Origin of the sequence: Streptomyces sp. 891-h (assembly GCF_022760275.1) — a bacterium.
Lineage (GTDB): Bacteria > Actinomycetota > Actinomycetes > Streptomycetales > Streptomycetaceae > Streptomyces > Streptomyces spirodelae.
Window position 1 is genome coordinate 3,669,719 of sequence record NZ_CP050693.1, and the last position, 15,575, is coordinate 3,685,293.

Annotated in this window: 12 protein-coding genes; 4 read left to right on the forward strand and 8 right to left on the reverse strand. The window is 69.9% G+C overall.

Annotated features, from left to right (window positions below):
• Positions 1-130: 130 nt before the first annotated feature.
• From HC362_RS15960 to HC362_RS15975, 4 genes are all read right to left on the reverse strand, one after another.
• A complete protein-coding gene (locus HC362_RS15960) occupies positions 131-634 on the reverse strand; it encodes a nucleoside deaminase (protein ID WP_243084631.1) in 504 nt (167 codons plus the stop codon).
• Positions 635-711: 77 nt separating this feature from the next.
• Positions 712-1,527, reverse strand: a complete 816-nt coding sequence (gene xdhC, locus HC362_RS15965; RefSeq protein ID WP_243088621.1) for a xanthine dehydrogenase accessory protein XdhC — start codon at positions 1,525-1,527, stop codon at positions 712-714.
• Position 1,528: 1 nt separating this feature from the next.
• Positions 1,529-3,919, reverse strand: a complete 2,391-nt coding sequence (xdhB, locus tag HC362_RS15970; protein WP_243084632.1) for a xanthine dehydrogenase molybdopterin binding subunit — start codon at positions 3,917-3,919, stop codon at positions 1,529-1,531.
• Positions 3,916-5,595: an FAD binding domain-containing protein gene (locus HC362_RS15975; protein WP_243084633.1), complete on the reverse strand. Its 1,680-nt coding sequence runs from the start codon at positions 5,593-5,595 to the stop codon at positions 3,916-3,918. Before HC362_RS15975 ends, xdhB begins: the two co-directional genes overlap by 4 nt.
• Positions 5,596-6,230: 635 nt before the next feature.
• Here HC362_RS15975 and HC362_RS15980 point away from each other — a divergent pair.
• Positions 6,231-6,767, forward strand: coding sequence for a DUF2231 domain-containing protein (locus HC362_RS15980; protein WP_243084634.1), 537 nt, complete (start codon positions 6,231-6,233; stop codon positions 6,765-6,767).
• A 129-nt stretch (positions 6,768-6,896) separates the two neighbouring features.
• On the opposite strand, the gene HC362_RS15985 is transcribed toward HC362_RS15980, so the two are convergent.
• From HC362_RS15985 to HC362_RS16000, 4 genes are all read right to left on the reverse strand, one after another.
• The gene (locus HC362_RS15985) at positions 6,897-7,670 is read right to left on the reverse strand and encodes a VCBS repeat-containing protein (RefSeq protein ID WP_243084635.1); all 774 of its coding nucleotides are present in this window, start codon (positions 7,668-7,670) and stop codon (positions 6,897-6,899) included.
• Positions 7,671-7,810: 140 nt separating this feature from the next.
• Entirely contained in the window at positions 7,811-8,935 is a 1,125-nt protein-coding gene (locus HC362_RS15990) for a hypothetical protein (protein WP_243084636.1), read from the reverse strand.
• A gap of 224 nt (positions 8,936-9,159) precedes the next feature.
• Positions 9,160-10,002, reverse strand: coding sequence for an aldo/keto reductase (locus HC362_RS15995; RefSeq protein WP_243088622.1), 843 nt, complete (start codon positions 10,000-10,002; stop codon positions 9,160-9,162).
• A 159-nt stretch (positions 10,003-10,161) separates the two neighbouring features.
• Entirely contained in the window at positions 10,162-10,953 is a 792-nt protein-coding gene (locus HC362_RS16000) for a DNA-formamidopyrimidine glycosylase family protein (RefSeq protein ID WP_243084637.1), read from the reverse strand.
• A gap of 191 nt (positions 10,954-11,144) precedes the next feature.
• Here HC362_RS16000 and HC362_RS16005 point away from each other — a divergent pair, with 191 nt between their 5' ends.
• From HC362_RS16005 to HC362_RS16015, 3 genes are all read left to right on the forward strand, one after another.
• Complete coding sequence (locus HC362_RS16005; RefSeq protein WP_243084638.1) at positions 11,145-12,395, forward strand: NAD(P)-binding protein; 1,251 nt, start codon at positions 11,145-11,147, stop codon at positions 12,393-12,395.
• 183 nt (positions 12,396-12,578) lie between these two features.
• Complete coding sequence (locus HC362_RS16010; RefSeq protein ID WP_243084639.1) at positions 12,579-13,193, forward strand: type VII secretion target; 615 nt, start codon at positions 12,579-12,581, stop codon at positions 13,191-13,193.
• A gap of 11 nt (positions 13,194-13,204) precedes the next feature.
• Positions 13,205-15,556 (forward strand): PPE domain-containing protein, encoded by a 2,352-nt coding sequence (locus HC362_RS16015; RefSeq protein ID WP_243084640.1) that lies wholly within the window; start codon positions 13,205-13,207, stop codon positions 15,554-15,556.
• Positions 15,557-15,575 lie beyond the last annotated feature (19 nt).

Consider the following 15,575-nt stretch of genomic DNA (forward strand, 5'->3'; position numbering starts at 1 on the left):
CGTGAGCGGGGCACCCGGATGATTCGGCTTGCCTCCCGGTGGTGCCCGCCCAGGTGGGCACCACCGCCATGCCTTCGGCCCTCTTCAGAAGTCCTTGAACACCTTCGGCGACGCCATGGATCGGTCCAGGTCAGTAGTCGATGCGGTCGGACTTGGCGACCCAGGCGTTGAACGGCGCTGTGCGGTTGGGGAGGTCCAGTTGTTCGACCTGCATCGGCCACAGCGAGGAGGGCTTCTTCTCGAACAGGTCGTAGAACTTGCGGTCGTCGAAGCCGGCCACCGCGGCGTCGTGCCGGTCGGCGGCGAAGACGAGCCGGTCGATGCGCGCCCACAGGGAGGTGGCCAGGCACATCGGGCACGGTTCGCAGGAGGTGATCAGGGTGCAGCCGTCGAGGGCGAAGGTACCCAGTTCCTTGCAGGCGGCGCGGATCGCGTTGACCTCGGCGTGTGCGCTCGGGTCCAGGGTCGCGGTGACCTGATTGTGCGCGTCGGCGACGACCTGACCGTCCTTGGCGATCAGTGCGCCGAAGGGGCCGCCGCCGCTGGTGGCGCTGGTGGTGGCCAGTGTGATGGCCTGCTCCATCCAGGCGCGCTCGGACTCGTGGAGGCTGGTCTCCTGGGTGCTGGTGGTCATGGGTGCTCCTTGTCAGTGCGGGGGGGCAGGGGGAGAGGGAGGGTGGGAGGGCTGGGCGGTGAGGGGAGCCGCACCGTTCAGAGGCGGGTCTGTTCGAAGCTCCGCAGCAGGTCAGCGGCGACGCTCACCGCGATCGTGGCGGGTTCCTTGCCGGTGATCCCGGGCATGCCGATCGGGGTCTTGATCCGGTCGATGGTCGTGTCGTCGTGGCCGCCCTCCGTCGCCAGGCGTTTGCGGAACCGCGCCCATTTGGCGGCGGAGCCGATCAGTCCGATCGAGCCGAGTTCGGGGGTGCGCAGGGCGGCGTCGCACAGCGCGGCGTCCTCGGCGTGATCGTGGGTCATGATCAGGACGTGGGTGCCGGGTGCGAGCTCGGCCAGTGCCTCCTCCGGAAGCAGCGGTGTGTGGTGTACGTGGAGCTGCGCGACCGCGTCCGCGAGCACGCCGAGCCGTTCGTCGGTGAGCATGTCGGGGCGGCTGTCGATCAGGTGCAGATCGAGGTTGTGACGGGCCAGGACGCGGGCCAGCTCGAAGCCGACGTGCCCGACCCCGAAGAGCGCCACCGCCGGGACCACCGGCAGCGGTTCGAGCAGGACGCTGACGGTTCCGCCGCAGCATTGCACCCCGTGCCGGCTGGTGACCTTGTCGTTGAGGGCGAAGTCCATCAGCTCGGGCTCCGGTTCCGGCTCCGTCGTGCCGAGCAGCTCCCGGGCCCGGTCGATCGCGACGGCCTCGATGTTGCCGCCGCCGATGGAACCCCACGTCTCGGACCGGCCCACGACGAGTTTGGCACCGGCCTTGCGGGGCGCGTGGCCGCGTACGGTCGCGACGGTCGCGAGCACGCCGGGTTCCCGGCGGGCCCGCAACCGCTCGACCGCGGCCACCCAGGCCATGTCAGGCATTGCTCAAGGCGCTTGCTGCGGTGGGCGTCTCGTTGCCGCTGTTCCCCGCTGCGCCACCGCGGGCGGCTTCGATCGCCCAGTACACGGCCTCCGGTGTCGCGGGGGAGGCGAGTTCGACGCCGACTCCGGCGGGCCCGAACGCCGCCGCGGCCTGCCGCAGCGCCTCCCGTACGGAGAACGCCAGCATCAGGGGAGGCTCGCCGACGGCCTTGGACCCGTAGACGGCGCCCTCCTCGGTGGCGTTCTCCAGCAGCGTGACGTTGAATTCCTCGGGCATCTCCGAGAAGCTCGGCAGTTTGTACGTGCTCGCCGCCTGGGTCTGCAGCCGGCCGCGGTTCGGCCCGTCGCCGGTGTCCCAGCGCAGGTCCTCCAGCGTCAGCCAGCCCGCGCCCTGTACGAAGCCGCCCTCGACCTGACCGATGTCGATCATCGGGGAGAGGCTGTCGCCGACGTCGTGCACGATGTCCACCCGCCGGATGCGGTACGCGCCGGTGAAGCCGTCGACCTCCACCTCGGTCGCCGCGGCGCCGTGGGCGAAGTACTTGAACGGCGAGCCGCGGAACGTCTTCGCGTCCCAGTGCAGGCCCTCGGTCCGGTAGTAGCCGGCCGCCGAGAGCTGGACCCGCTGGAAGTACGCGGTACGCACCAGGTCGTCCCAGGCCAGTTCCGTGTCGCTGCCCAGGGCGCGCGCCACGCCCTCGACGATGCGTACGTCCGAGGCGTTCGCGCCCAGCTGGGAGGCGGCCACCTGCAGCAGCCGCTCGCGCAGCTGCTCACAGGCGTTCTTGATCGCCCCACCGTTGAGGTCGGCCCCGGAACTGGCGGCGGTGGCGGAGGTGTTGGGCACCTTGTCGGTACGCGTCGGGGCCAGCCGGACCTTGTGCAGCGGGATGCCCAGCGTGGTCGCGGCCACCTGCAGCATCTTGGTGTGCAGGCCCTGGCCCATCTCCGTACCGCCGTGGTTGATCAGGACCGAGCCGTCCTTGTAGATCAGCACCAGCGCGCCGCCCTGGTTGAAGGCGGTGAGGTTGAACGAGATACCGAACTTGACGCCGGTGAGCGCGAGCGCCCGCTTGGTGTGCGGGTGAGCGGCGTTGAAGGCGGCGATCTCGCGCTTGCGGTCGGCGATTGCGGCGCCGTCCCGTACCTGCTGCCAGACGGTGGAGATCCGTTCGGCGTGGGTGACGGGCTGTCCGTACGGCGTCGTCTGGCCCTGGCCGGGCCGGTAGAAGTTGCGCTCGCGCAGCTCCATGGGGTCCAGGCCGAGCCGCGGTGCGCAGCGGCCCAGGATGTCCTCGATCACCAGCATGCCCTGCGGTCCGCCGAAGCCGCGGAAGGCGGTGTTGGAGACCGTGTTGGTCTTGGCGATACGGCCGGCGACGCGCGCGTTGGGAATCCAGTAGGTGTTGTCGATGTGGCACAGCGCGCGGGCCAGCACCGGCTCGGACAGGTCGAGGCTCCAGCCGCCGTCCGCGGTGAGGGTGGCCTCCAGGGCCTGGATACGGCCTTCGGCGTCGAAGCCGATCTTCCACGTGGCGTGGAATCCGTGGCGCTTGCCCGACATGGTCAGGTCCTGCGTCCGGTTCAGCCGCATCCGCACCGGCCGGCCGGTCAGCTTGGCGCCCAGCGCCGCGACGGCCGCGAACCCGTGCGGCTGCATCTCCTTGCCGCCGAAGCCGCCGCCCATCCGCAGGCACTGCACGGTCACCTCGTGGCTGTGCAGCCCCAGTACGTGCGCGACGATTTCCTGCGTCTCCGACGGGTGCTGGGTGCTGCTCTGGACGAACACCTGCCCGTTCTCGTCGACCTGGGCCAGCGCCGCGTGCGTCTCGAGGTAGAAGTGCTCCTGCCCGGAGAACTGGAACTCGCCGGTGAACACGTGCGCGGAGTCGGCGAAGCCGGCGTCGATGTCGCCGGTCTCCATCACGGGCCGGGCCCCGTGGTAGCTGCCCGCCGCGATCGCGTCCTGCAACGTGACCAGGGCCGGCTGCTCGTCGAGCTCCACCTCGACGGCCGCCGCACCGATCCTGGCCGCCTCCAGGGTCTCGCCGAGCACCCAGGCGACCGCGTGGCCGTGGAACATGACCTCGTCGGGGAAGAGCGGTTCGTCGTGCTTCATCCCGGCGTCGTTGACGCCGGGCACGTCGGCGCCGGTGAGCACCCGGACCACACCGGGCACGGCGAGCGCGGGCTCGGTGCGCAGCGCGGTGACCCGGCCGTGGGCCTTCACGGCCTGGACCGGACAGGCGTGCAGTACGTCCTTGGTGCGGTGTACCAGGTCGTCGGTGTAGAGCGCGGTGCCGGTGACGTGCAGGCCGGCGCTCTCGTGCGGCATGGAAACGCCGACGACGGGCTTTTCGGGACGCTCGGACAGATGGCTCATGACGGCACCGCCTCGGTGGTCTGCGCGTACAGCTTCAGCAGGCTCTGGCCGAGCATCGCGGAACGGTAGTCGGCGCTGGCACGGTGATCGTTCATCGGTGTGCCCTGGGCCTTCAGCACCTCGGCCGCGGCCTCGACGGTCTCCGCCGCCCACGGCTCGCCCTCCAGTGCCGCCTCGGCGGCGAGGGCGCGGATCGGGGTGGCGGCCACGCCGCCCAGGCCGATTCGGGCCTTGCGGACGATCCCGTCCACGATGTCGAACGCGTATGCGACCGCCACGCTGGAGATGTCGTCGAAGCGCCGCTTGGCGATCTTGTGAAAGCCGACGACCGGCGACAGCGGCAGCGGGATACGCACCGAGCGGATCAGCTCGCCGGGACGGCGCACGCTCTGCCGGTAGCCGGTGAAGTAGTCCGCCAGCGGGACCTCGCGCTCGCCGTCCGCGTCCGCGAGCACCACCGAAGCCTCCAGCGCGAGCAGCACCGGAGGGCTGTCCCCGATGGGCGACCCGGTGCCCAGGTTGCCGCCGAGGGTCGCGCTGTTGCGGATGAGCCGCGACGCGAACTGCGGGAAGAGCTCGGCGAGGAGCGGGACCTGACCGTCGAGGCGGCGTTCGATCTCGGTGAGCGTCAGCGCGGCGCCGATCTCGATGACGTCGGAGTCGGTGGCGGTGGGAGCGACGGCTTGGGGACCGACCCGCAGCTCCCGCAGTTCGGGCAGCCGGTCGATGGCGACCACGCAATCGGCCCGGCGTGCGCGGATGTTGACCTCGACGCCCCAGTCGGTGCTTCCGGCGACGACCACCGCTTCGGGGCGCTCGCGCAGCAGCCGCAGCGTTTCCGCCAGGGTGCCCGGCCGCAGGAAGGCGCTGTCGTCACGGGTGTACTCGGTGGCGACCGGCTCGGGCGGCGCCTGTTCGCGACGCCGCGCCAGCGGGTCGTTCTCGGTCGGCTGCCCGACGGCGAACGCGGCGTCCCGGATCGGGCGGTAACCGGTGCAACGGCACAGGTTTCCGCTGAGCGCGTGCAGGTCGAAGCCATTGGGACCGTGCTCGGCGTCGTCCGGGGCGTACTCGGCGCCGCTCGGGCCGGGCTCGGAGTCGGCGTCGTTGGCTGTGGGGGTGCCGTTGGTTGCATGGGCGGCGTTGGTTGCATGGGCGCCGTTGACCGCGTGGGCACCGTTGACCGCGTGGGCACCATTGGCAGCAGCCGCTCCGTTGGCCGCAGGCGCGCCGTTGGCCGCAGGCGCGCCGCTCGCCGGGCCCGCATGCCCGCAGCGGTCGGGTCGGTAGTACTCGGCGGCCATGCTGCAGACGAACCCCGGTGTGCAGTAACCGCATTGGGAGCCGCCGCGGACGGCCATCTCCTCCTGCACCGGGTGCAGCGTGGGCGGCGTGCCGGGTTCGCCCGCGGTGGCGAGGCCCTCGGAGGTGACGATCTCCTGGCCGTCGAGGGCCGCGACCGGAGCCAGACAGGCGTTGACCGCCACCCAGTCGGTCGGTTTGCTCACCCCGGGACGGGCCACCAGGATCGAACACGCGCCGCACTCCCCCTCGGCGCAGCCTTCCTTGCTCCCGGTGAGGCCACGCTCACGCAGAAAATCCAGGACGGTGGTGTGGGGTGCGGCCGGGGAAATCGGGGTGACCTTCCCATTGACCGTGATCCGCGCCGCTGTCATGGCACATCCTCATTTCGGTGCGCGGTCGTCGTGATTATTCCAGTCGCCATTTCAGCGCTTTCTCTTTCGGTGGCGCAGCCTGAGAAACCGGAGCGCAATTCGGCACGCAACGATGTGCACCAGGCGGAAAGAATTCGGGAGGCGTCGGCGCCGCACTCGGTGCGCCGGAAAGGGGCTGCTCAGCAGCCGTGGGCCACACGACCCGGAATCCAGGCGGCCCGCCGAACGAGGCGATTCAGGTCGGAGAAGGTCGACATCCGACTTCGCCTCCTTCCGTCAGATCGCGAGCCGGTTGTTTGAAGCTAAGTTGCGCAGATCCCTCGGTCAAGACCGCGCACGGGAGCCCAGTAATGGTCTATAGGAAGCTATGAAAACGGATCGGGCGCCCGCACAGGCGTTGGCGCATCCTACAAATCACCAGGGCGGCAAAGCCCTTTCCGACGTCGCCGCCGGCATCCCCCCTCCCGCCCCGGACGACCGACCGGGACGAGCGCCCGAGACGACCGGCTGCAGACGACCGGCCCGCCGTCCGCGGACCCGCCGTCAGCCTCCGTTTGCGGATTCCGGGAGCGGCGTGACGCTGGAAGGAACGCTGGAAGACGAGCCGTGCGGCCGAGGGGGCGCCTGGAGGTGTCATGTACAGCAAAGTCACGATCGCCGGTCATCCCGTTCATCCGATGCTGATCGGCTTCCCGGTCGCCTGCTACACCGGCACCCTGGTGGGATTCGCCGTGTACGCGGCGAACGGGGACCAGTTCTGGCTCAATCTGGCCATCGCCCTGAACGTCGTCGGTGTCGGCAGTGCGCTGCTCGCCGCTCTGCCCGGGTTCGTGGACTGGGCCTTCGGTATCCCGCGCGACTCGGGGGCCAAGACCGTCGGCATGGCTCATGCGGGCCTCAACGTCGTCGCACTCGCCCTCTTCGCCATCAGCCTCGGGATGTACGTCACGCACTGGAACGGCCCCGCCACCGGCGTGACGCTGGGGCTGGGCCTGTCCTCGGCCGGGGTGGCCTGCACCCTCGGCGCGGGCTTCCTCGGCTGGAAGCTGGTGCAGGACTACCACATCGGGATCCGTCTCACTCCGGCCCAGGAGCGCGACGAGCTCACTGTGCAGAACGGCGACGTGGTCGGCCTGCACCGGACGCGTAGCCGCAGCGACCGAGCGGCGTAACCCGAACGCACGATCGACCCGCTGCCCGTCCCCCGGCCTTCGGCCGGGAGGTGCCCCCAGGGGTTGCTCGCGCCGTTCCCCGCGCCCCTGAAGGGGCGCGGGGAACGGCGCCGTCTGGTGCGGGTGGGGTCAGGAGCAGGGGTTGTAGAACTGCTGCCAGCCGTCGGTGGGCATGGCCGGGGGTTCGGCCCAGGTGCCGTACTCGCCGTACTTCTGCTTGGCCTCGCGGTCGAAGTCGCCCAGGCCGCCGTCCGGCTGGGACAGGCGCACGTCCCGGTCCATCTGGCCGTCACCGGCGTTGTTGAGGACCGCGAGGTCCGGGTACGCGTCGTCGTTGTAGCGGGCGATGCTGAGCTGCCGGACCTCGCCGAAGTCTCCGATGTCGGAGTGGACCGCATCGGCGGAGCCCAGGTCGGTGCGGTTCAGCGGGCCCGGACGGTATTCCGCGAGACGTGCCGTGGAGGGGTCGTCCCCGCCGGAGGGCTCGACGATGTTGACGACCATGTCCAGGGTGCCGTCGTTGTCGAAGTCGGCGACTGCGGCGGTGGCGTCCTCGCCCTTCTTCGCGCCGAGCAGGTCCCTGACGGCGGTCTTCTCACCGAACGTGCCGTCGGCGGCGCCCCACTGGATGGTCATCTCGGTGCTGGTGTGACCGGGGTTGGTGATCTTGTCGGGGTGGCCGTCGCCGTCCAGGTCGCCGATCAGCGTGGTGGCGTCGGCCAGGCACGGGGCCGGTGCGTCGGCCGCGTCGGCCGCGTCGGCGGGGACCGGCGCGGGGGCGGGCCGGGCCGCGGCGCCCGCGGGGGTCGGTTCGGCCGCTGCGGCCTGGTAGCCGGCGTAGGACAGGGTCAGGGCGGCCGCAGCCAGGGGCGCGGCGATCCAACGTGAGCGTGTGCGAAGCATGTTGAGCTCCCTTCCGTCGTTGCTGCGAGGTGTGATGCAGGTACGGGGACGGGAGTTCACGCCGGATCGCCGTGTGACGGGACCGTGACATTCGGGCACGTTCGGGCAGATGGAAGGAGCGTGACGAAGGGGGTTGCGCGTCAGTCCGGCTGTGGGGGCGGTTTGGGCGCGGGGCGCGAGGCGGTGGCCGCGCCGGAGCCGCTGGCCGCCGCGAGCACGTTCTGGGCCTGGGTGTCGACCAGCCTGGTGAAGACCTGTTGGGCGTAACCGAAGATGATGGCCCAGGAGATGATCTGCGCGGAGGAGTCCAGCGCGGTCAGCCCTGGCACGAATCCGCCGCGCATCAGGAGCAGACCGAGTACGGCGGTCAGCGCGCCCATGGGGAGTTTCAGCAGGGCGAGGGAAAACGGCACGTTGTACGGTTCAGCGGTTCCCCCGACACGTCTGATGGTGGCCGCCGCCGCGATTCCGGCGGCCACGAGTCCCACGAATTCGATGGTCAAGTAGTCCGCCGGGGACGTGGTTCCCGCGAGGCTCGCGTCGATGTGCTTGGCCCTCGCCTCCGGCTCCGAGCGCGTAGGGCAGACGACCTGGTACGCGTCGGCGCCCGAGACGCGGTCGGGGGAGAAACACAGCGGCACGGTGTTGTCGAAGAACCAGCCCAGAATGGCCACCAGGATCGCACCGAGCGCGAGACCCCCCGAGACCCACCGCACGATATTGACGAAACTCCTGATCCGGAGCGTTTTCTCGATACGTACCTGCCGGGCCACGCTCACCGCGTCGAGGATCGACTCGCGCTCGGAGCCCGTGATCTTCGACGGTGACTTGGCGATCCTCTCGACGACGGCGCGCCGCGGATCGTCGGCGGGCAGCACCTCGCGTACCGAGGCGAGTACGCCCGGCATCATCGCCACGATCTCCTTCGGGTCGGAGAGCCGCAGCAGGAGATTGTGCGCGGTGTCGACGTGGATCTGTCCCACCGCGATATGCGAAGCGGCCTTTCTTCTCTTATGGGCGTGGGACAGTACGCGGCGGGCGCTTCTCAGCTCTTCCTTCGCCTTGTCGAGCAGGTCTTTGCGCTTGTGGTCCTTGTCGTGTGTGCGCCACCGGTCCTCCAGCAGGGCGTGGAGTTCGTTCGTACGCGCGAGGAGGACCTGCCGGAGCTCCCAGGGGCCGTGCTCCGTCGGCGAGCACTGCTCCGCGCTGTCCTCCTGGCCACCATCCTTGACGGATTCGGGACCGGGCTCCTGGCCGGATTCCATCCCAGGTTCCTGGTCGGGTTCCTGGCTGGACTCCTGGCCGGAATTCTTGCCGGGGCTTCGCTCGGGATTTCCGCCTTTCGGGCCACGGTTTCCGTCGCCCGACTGTGCATTGCTGTCGCCGCTCATAGCGCCGATTCTTACGACTATTTACGCGGAACAACCATCGGTGACCACGGCGGACCACCTGGTTAAGGCGAAAGAGGTACCGCCTTGGGCCTTGAGGGCTATTCGTGCGTTTCCGGCTCCAGCAGGGCCAGGTCCGCGGGGGTCAGTGTGAGGGCGCCTGCGGCGATGTTGGCCTGGAGGTGTGCCGGGTCGCCGGTGCCGGGGATGGCGAGGACGTGCGGGCCCTGGTGGAGGGTCCAGGCCAGCCGCACCTGGGCGGGTGTTGCCGCGTGCGCCCGGGCCACGGTGCGGACGGCGTCGGTGTCCTCGGTGTCCGCGAGGGAGTAGAAGGGCACGTACGCGATGCCGTACTCGCCGCAGCGGCTGAGGAGTTGCTGCTCCTCGGCAGCGGCGGCGCCGAGGCCGTAGGCGTTCTGTACGCAGACGACGGGTGCGATGGCGCGGGCCTCGGCGAGCTGCGCGGCGGTGACGTTGGAGACGCCGAGGTGCCGGACAAGACCGGCTTCACGCACCTGTGCGAGGGCGCCGAAGTGCTCGGCGATCGAGGCGTCGGCCCTTCTGCGGCTGGGCGGGACACGGAGGTTGACCAGGTCGAGGTGGTCGCGCCCGAGTTGGCGCAGATTCTCCTCCACCTGGCCGCGCAGTTGGTTCGGGTCGGCCCACGTCCACTCACCGGACGGGTCCCGGCCCGGCCAGACCTTGGTGGCCAGCAGGAGGTCGTCCGGGTAAGGGGCCAGCGCGCTGTTGATCAGCTCGTTGGCGGAGCGGAGGGGTGAGAAATAGAAGGCCGCGGTGTCGATGTGGTTGACGCCCAGCTCGACCGCGCGGCGCAGCACGGTGATGGCCCGGTCCCGGTCGCCGGACACGGACTCCTCGCGCGGCGCGAACGGGGTGGGGCCCGGCAGCCGCATCGCCCCGAGGCCGAGCCGGTTGACCGTCATATCGCCCAGTCGCCAGGTGCCGGCCGCCGAGGCGTGGGGTGGTGGTGCGGCGGACCGGGGCGGTGGGGACGGGGCGGACGCGGGCGACGCGGGTGACGCGGAGGGGTGAGCCATGCCGGGAGTCTCCCAGCAGCGCCCCGGCCCCGTACCCTCTCGGCGCTACGTCGACGGCTCCTGCTGGCAGTGCGGGCACCACACCGTGGTGCGGCCCGCGACGCGGGCAGAGCGCAGCCGGGTGCCGCAGCGCGGGCAGGGGGCTTGCCCGGGAGCGTCGCGGTGGCCGGTCAGCCAGTTGTCGCGGGGCGGTACGTGCTCGGCGCGTACGGAGGTGCGCAGTACCCGGCCCATCGTGCGGTGGAGGGTGGCCCGCTCGTCGTCGGTGAGGGAACCGGTGGTGCGGGAGGGGTGCAGGCGGGACTGCCACAGGATCTCGTCGGCCAGCAGGTTGCCGAGCCCGGCGAGCAGCGACTGGTCGGTGAGTGCTGCCTTGAGGCGGCCGCGGTGCCCGGTGAGGGCCGCGTCGAAGTCGGCGCGCGAGACGGTGAGCGCGTCGGGGCCCTGCTCGTCGAGACGACGGGCCGCCTCGGGGTCGTCGGCGAGCCACAGGCCCTTGAGTTTGCGCTGGTCACGGTAGCGCAGCTGGCGCTCGCGGCCGAGGGTGAACAGCACGCGGTCGTGGCGGTGCGGCTCCTCGTCGGCGGACGCGCACACGAGGCGGCCGGTCATGCCGAAGTGCAGCAGGAGGGTGGGGCCGCCGGTGTGTGCGAGGAGCCATTTGCCGTGCCGTTCGGGCTCGGTGAACTTCCGCCCTTCCAGGTCGTGGCTGAGCCGCCGCGCGCTGACGCCGTGCAGGACGCCCGCGTCGCGCACCTCGACGTGCTGGATCGTCCGGCCTTGCGCACAGTCGGCGAGGACCCGGCGGAAGCCCTCCACGTCGGGGAGTTCCGGCATGGCAACCGCACCTCCTCCGGGTCTTCCGCCTGTTCCGGCAATGCGCCCGCCTCTCCCCCACCGTACGAGCGCCGAGCGCACGCCGCATGTGGGCGAGGGCCGCACCCGGGCGATGTCACATCCCCGGGGTCCTCGTCCGTCGCAGGGGCGTAGGGATGCAAGCGGGCAGGTCGCGGAAGCTGGAGGCTCCCATGGTGTGCACCACTCACCTCACCGTCGTCGGTGGCGGCTTCGGCGGGTTGACGGCGGCGCTGGCCGCGGCCGAGTCGGGTGCCGAGGTCACGCTGTACGAGGCCCGCGAAACGCTCGGAGGGAGGGCGCGCACCGCGGACGGGCCTTACCGGACGAACGAGGGGCCGCACGCGCTCTACAACGGCGGACCGCACTGGCGCTGGCTCGAGCAGCGGGGGCTGCTGCCGCCGATGGCCGGGGTGTCGGTCGCAGAGGGGCTGCGGGTGCGCTACCACCACGGGGGCACCCTGCGCCGCGCCCCGCCGGCCGGGCTGCTGCGGCTGCGGCGCAGGCGCGAAGCGCCCATAGGGGTGCCCTATCTGGAGTGGGCGACCGGGCAGTTGGGGGAGGAGACGGCGCGGGCAGCGGCGAACTTCGCGGCCGTCGCCACCTTCCACCACGCGCCGGGCGAGCTGTCGGCGGCGTTCACGCACGAGCGGATGCGGCGCGCCACGAAGCTGCCGCCCGAGGCGCACTATCCGCGCGGCGGCTGGTCGGGCCTGGTGGAGCGGATGGCCACACGGGCGCGCGAGATGGGTGTACGGATCGAGCTGGGGGCGCGGGTGGACGCCGACGCGCTGGAGGACGCTGCCCGGCGCGGTCCCGTCGTGGTGGCCACTTCGCTGGCGGCGGCCCGGGCGCTGCTGGACGACCCCGGGCTGAGCTGGCCCGGCGGGCGGACGGTGCTGCTGGATCTGGCGCTGGAAGCCCGTAGGGGTGACGCCTTCGTGGTCTCCGATCTGGACGCTCCGGGGTGGATCGAACGGTTCACAGCGAGTGACGCCTCGCTGGCACCGGCCGGGCAGTCGCTGATCCAGGCCCAGTTCCCGCTGGCACCCGACGAGCCACGGGCCGCGGCGCTCGCCCGCGGGGAACACCTGCTCGACCTCGGCTTCCCCGGGTGGCGGGAGCGGGTCGTACACCGTACGGAGGCGACGGCGGACGGCCGGACGGGCGCGGTGGACGTCCCCGGCACCTGCTGGCGCGACCGCCCCGCCGTCGACCGCGGCGAGGGCCGCTATCTCGTCGGCGACCAGGTGGCGGCGCCGGGCGTGCTGAGCGAGGTCTCGTTCAACAGCGCGATCGAAGCGGTGGAGCGGGCACTGGGCCGGTGGGGCGGAAGCCCGCAGCGAGTCACCACGTTCCACGACGCGCGGCGACACAAAGCGACCTTCCAGCGACACGGAGCGACTCACCCCGACAGTCGATGACATTCCGCGACGTACGGCGACGCACTGCGACAGGCGATGACATTCCGTGACGCGCCACAACGTTCCGCAACCACGTCCGAGCCCCAACTCCCCGCTCTTCACCGCTTCTTGGGAGACGCACGTCGGCTTTTCTTGTAAGTTTCCTGGAGGGTCGGCGATGTTCACCGACGAAAGCGGGGATGCATGTCTTTCGCACAGGAATGGGCAGGACTGGTGGCCGATACGCGCGCCAGGCAGTCGACTTCGATGCGGTTGAACGGCGCCGGGGACTCCCCAGGGGGTTCCGGCGGGCCCGGGGGCAAGGGCGACGGCAAGATGCTCCATGTGACGAAGGACGTCCTGAAGTCACACGCCGGCAAGGCGAAAGAAGTGAGCGAGGCGTTCGCCAAGGCGGACAACGCCGCCATGCGGGAGACGGAACAGGTTCCCGGCTCCATGAAGGGCTTCGCCAGCGACGAGGCGTTCAAGGACTTCCAGGAGTTGTGGCGCGACCAGATGAAGTATCTGGGGAGCCTCTACTCCGGTGTCGCCAAGGCCCTGACCTCCGTCGAGAAGATCTTCACGATGACCGACGAGGAGCGGCGCAGGGAACTGGAGAAGGTCGCGCCGGACAAGGACGTCCCGGCAAAGCCGGGCGATCTGCTGAGGCCGAACAGCCCGTACCTGCTCGACCGCGCCCAGACGGACTTCCCGCTCACCCAGAACCCCGGCCCGTCGCTGTTGAACCCGCAGGGCACGGACAAGCCCCTGTACGGGCCGTACGCGCCGACGGTGCCTACCGCTGAGCCGAAGTCCTAGGGGAGCATTCGATGTCGCCCACGCCGTCCCTCGCCTACTCGGACGTCCGCAACGTCAACCTCGGCCCACTGCGCGAGGCGGTGCGCGAATGGGGAAAGCTCCCCGAGGAGCTGCGGAAGTCCATCACCAGTTTCAACCGCACCGTGTCAGGGCCACTGGAGTCCTCCGACTGGAAGGGCGACGCCGCCGAGGCGGCATTCAAGAAGTTCCGGCACATCCGCAGCCAGATGACCGAGGCAGCGGGCGAGGCCGAGAACATCGGCGTCGTCATGTCCGAGGCCCTCAAGGCGTTCGAGGGCGCCCAGGAGGACCTCAAGAGCATCGAAAAGGCGGTCTCCGCCAAGCTCCCGGACGGCAGCGAGAGCTGGCTCAAGGTCAACCCCAAGGAAGGGGTCGTCCATCTGCAGTCGCCCGACGGCAAGCCGGTGACTCCCGGCCAGCAGAAGGCGTACCACGAGGCGATCGTCAGCTACAACAACCGCATCCGGGAAATCCTGGAGAACGCCGCCATCGCCGACAAGCGGCTCAAGACCGCTCTCCAGATCGACCCGGCGGGCAAGGGCTTCAACGACGACATCGCGGCACACCTGAAGGACGTCGACAAGGAAACCAAGGAAGACGTCGACGCCGCGTTGAAACTGGCCCAGGACAAGGGCCCGGAGATGAGCGAGAAGGAGCTGTCGAGGCTCAACGGGCTGCTGGCCAAGAACGCCAAGAACGCGGACTTCGCCGAGCAGTTCGCGACCGGCTTGGGCCCCAAGGGCTCGCTCGACTTCTGGTACAACATGGCCTTGCCCCGCACCGAGCAGCGCGGCCCATCGGGCTCCGTCAGGGTGGACTGGACCAAGGGCGAGGCCGCCAGGCGCGCCGCGCTCCAGGACAACCTGGGGGTCGTACTGGGTCTGGCCAGCAATTCCAACTCGCCCGAGATGACGCAGTGGAAGAAGGACATGCTGGACATCAGCATGGACCGTATCCACGCCGACGAGGCGAAGGGCAAGCCGTTCGGCGCGTCCCCGGGCCCCTACAACGCGCAGGTGCTCAGCAATCTCATGCGCACGGGGAAGTGGGATTCGAACTTCCTCAACAGCTACGGCGACAAGCTCATGGACAAGGACCAGGAAAAAGCCGTCCACAACATGAAGAACGACCCGCCGAGCAAGTGGATCAGCGACGGCCTCTTCAACTCGGCGTTCCTCAACTTCGGTCCCAAGAACGACGCGGGCGACGACCCGGTCACCGGCTTCATGGAGGCGCTCAACCACAACCCGGACGCGTCCACCGAGTTCTTCAAGGACAAGGACCACTTCGACTACCTCACCCGGGAGCGCGACTGGCCGGCCGACGGCAAGATAGCGGACGAAGGGAAGCTCAAGGACGTCAAGGGCGGGCACCAGTCGCTCGCCCACGCGCTGACCGCGGCGACGACCGGGCACGAGTGGGACGCGCCGCTGGAGCACCCGCCGAACCACACCAAGGACCAGGCACACATCATGTCGGAGCTGATCAAGGGGGTGGAGAGCCAAGGGGGCGACCACATCAAGCTGGAGCCCGGTATGCACAAGCCCATCGGAAGGGCGGCCGCCGAGTACACACCGGATCTCTTCCGCGCGATAAAGGAGGGGTCCGGGGACGTCAAATTGTTTCCCCTGCAGGGCGCGCAGGCCGATATCAGTCACATCGACGCGAGCGGATTCCTGCTCCAGCTCGGCCAGGACCCGGACTCCAACGCTTACGTGCGGCAGGCCCAGAAGGTCTACACCTCGGAGATCCTCGAGCACTACCTGGGCGGCGAGCTGCCCGCCGACCAGAAGTACGACGCCAGCCTCAAGGAAACCGTCCAGGATATCCTCAAGGCCTCCGGAGAAGTCTCCGGCACCCTGACCATCGGCCAGCAGGAAGCCCTCGTCGGCCCGGCCGTCGCAAAGGACGAGGACTTCGAAAGAGCCACACTCAGCGCCCGCCTATGGGGCAACGCGGGCTTCGCCACCGGCGTGATCCCTGCAACCGTCAAGTGGATGAGCCCAGTGGGCGGCGCGGTCCTGGGCACCATCGTCACCGGCGCCGAAAGCGCTATCGCCTACGACATCGACGCCAAGGTCTCCGGCCACGATGGCGTCGACAAAGCCCGCCTCGCCGCCCACGTCTACAGCGACGCCCAGAAGCGGGACGTCCTGGAGAACGAGACGATGCTGAAGAAGCTCGAGGAGATGTACAACGTCGACATCTCCACCGACAGCTGGGCCGAAAACTCCTCCACGGACGGCTTCGAAGCTGCCGACCTTCGGGTCCAGCGCACCGAGACCTACCGGGACTCCATGGACAACGTCAAAAGCCTCCCCGTCGACCTGCCCGACTCCTGACCCGCCCGCCACCGCGCCG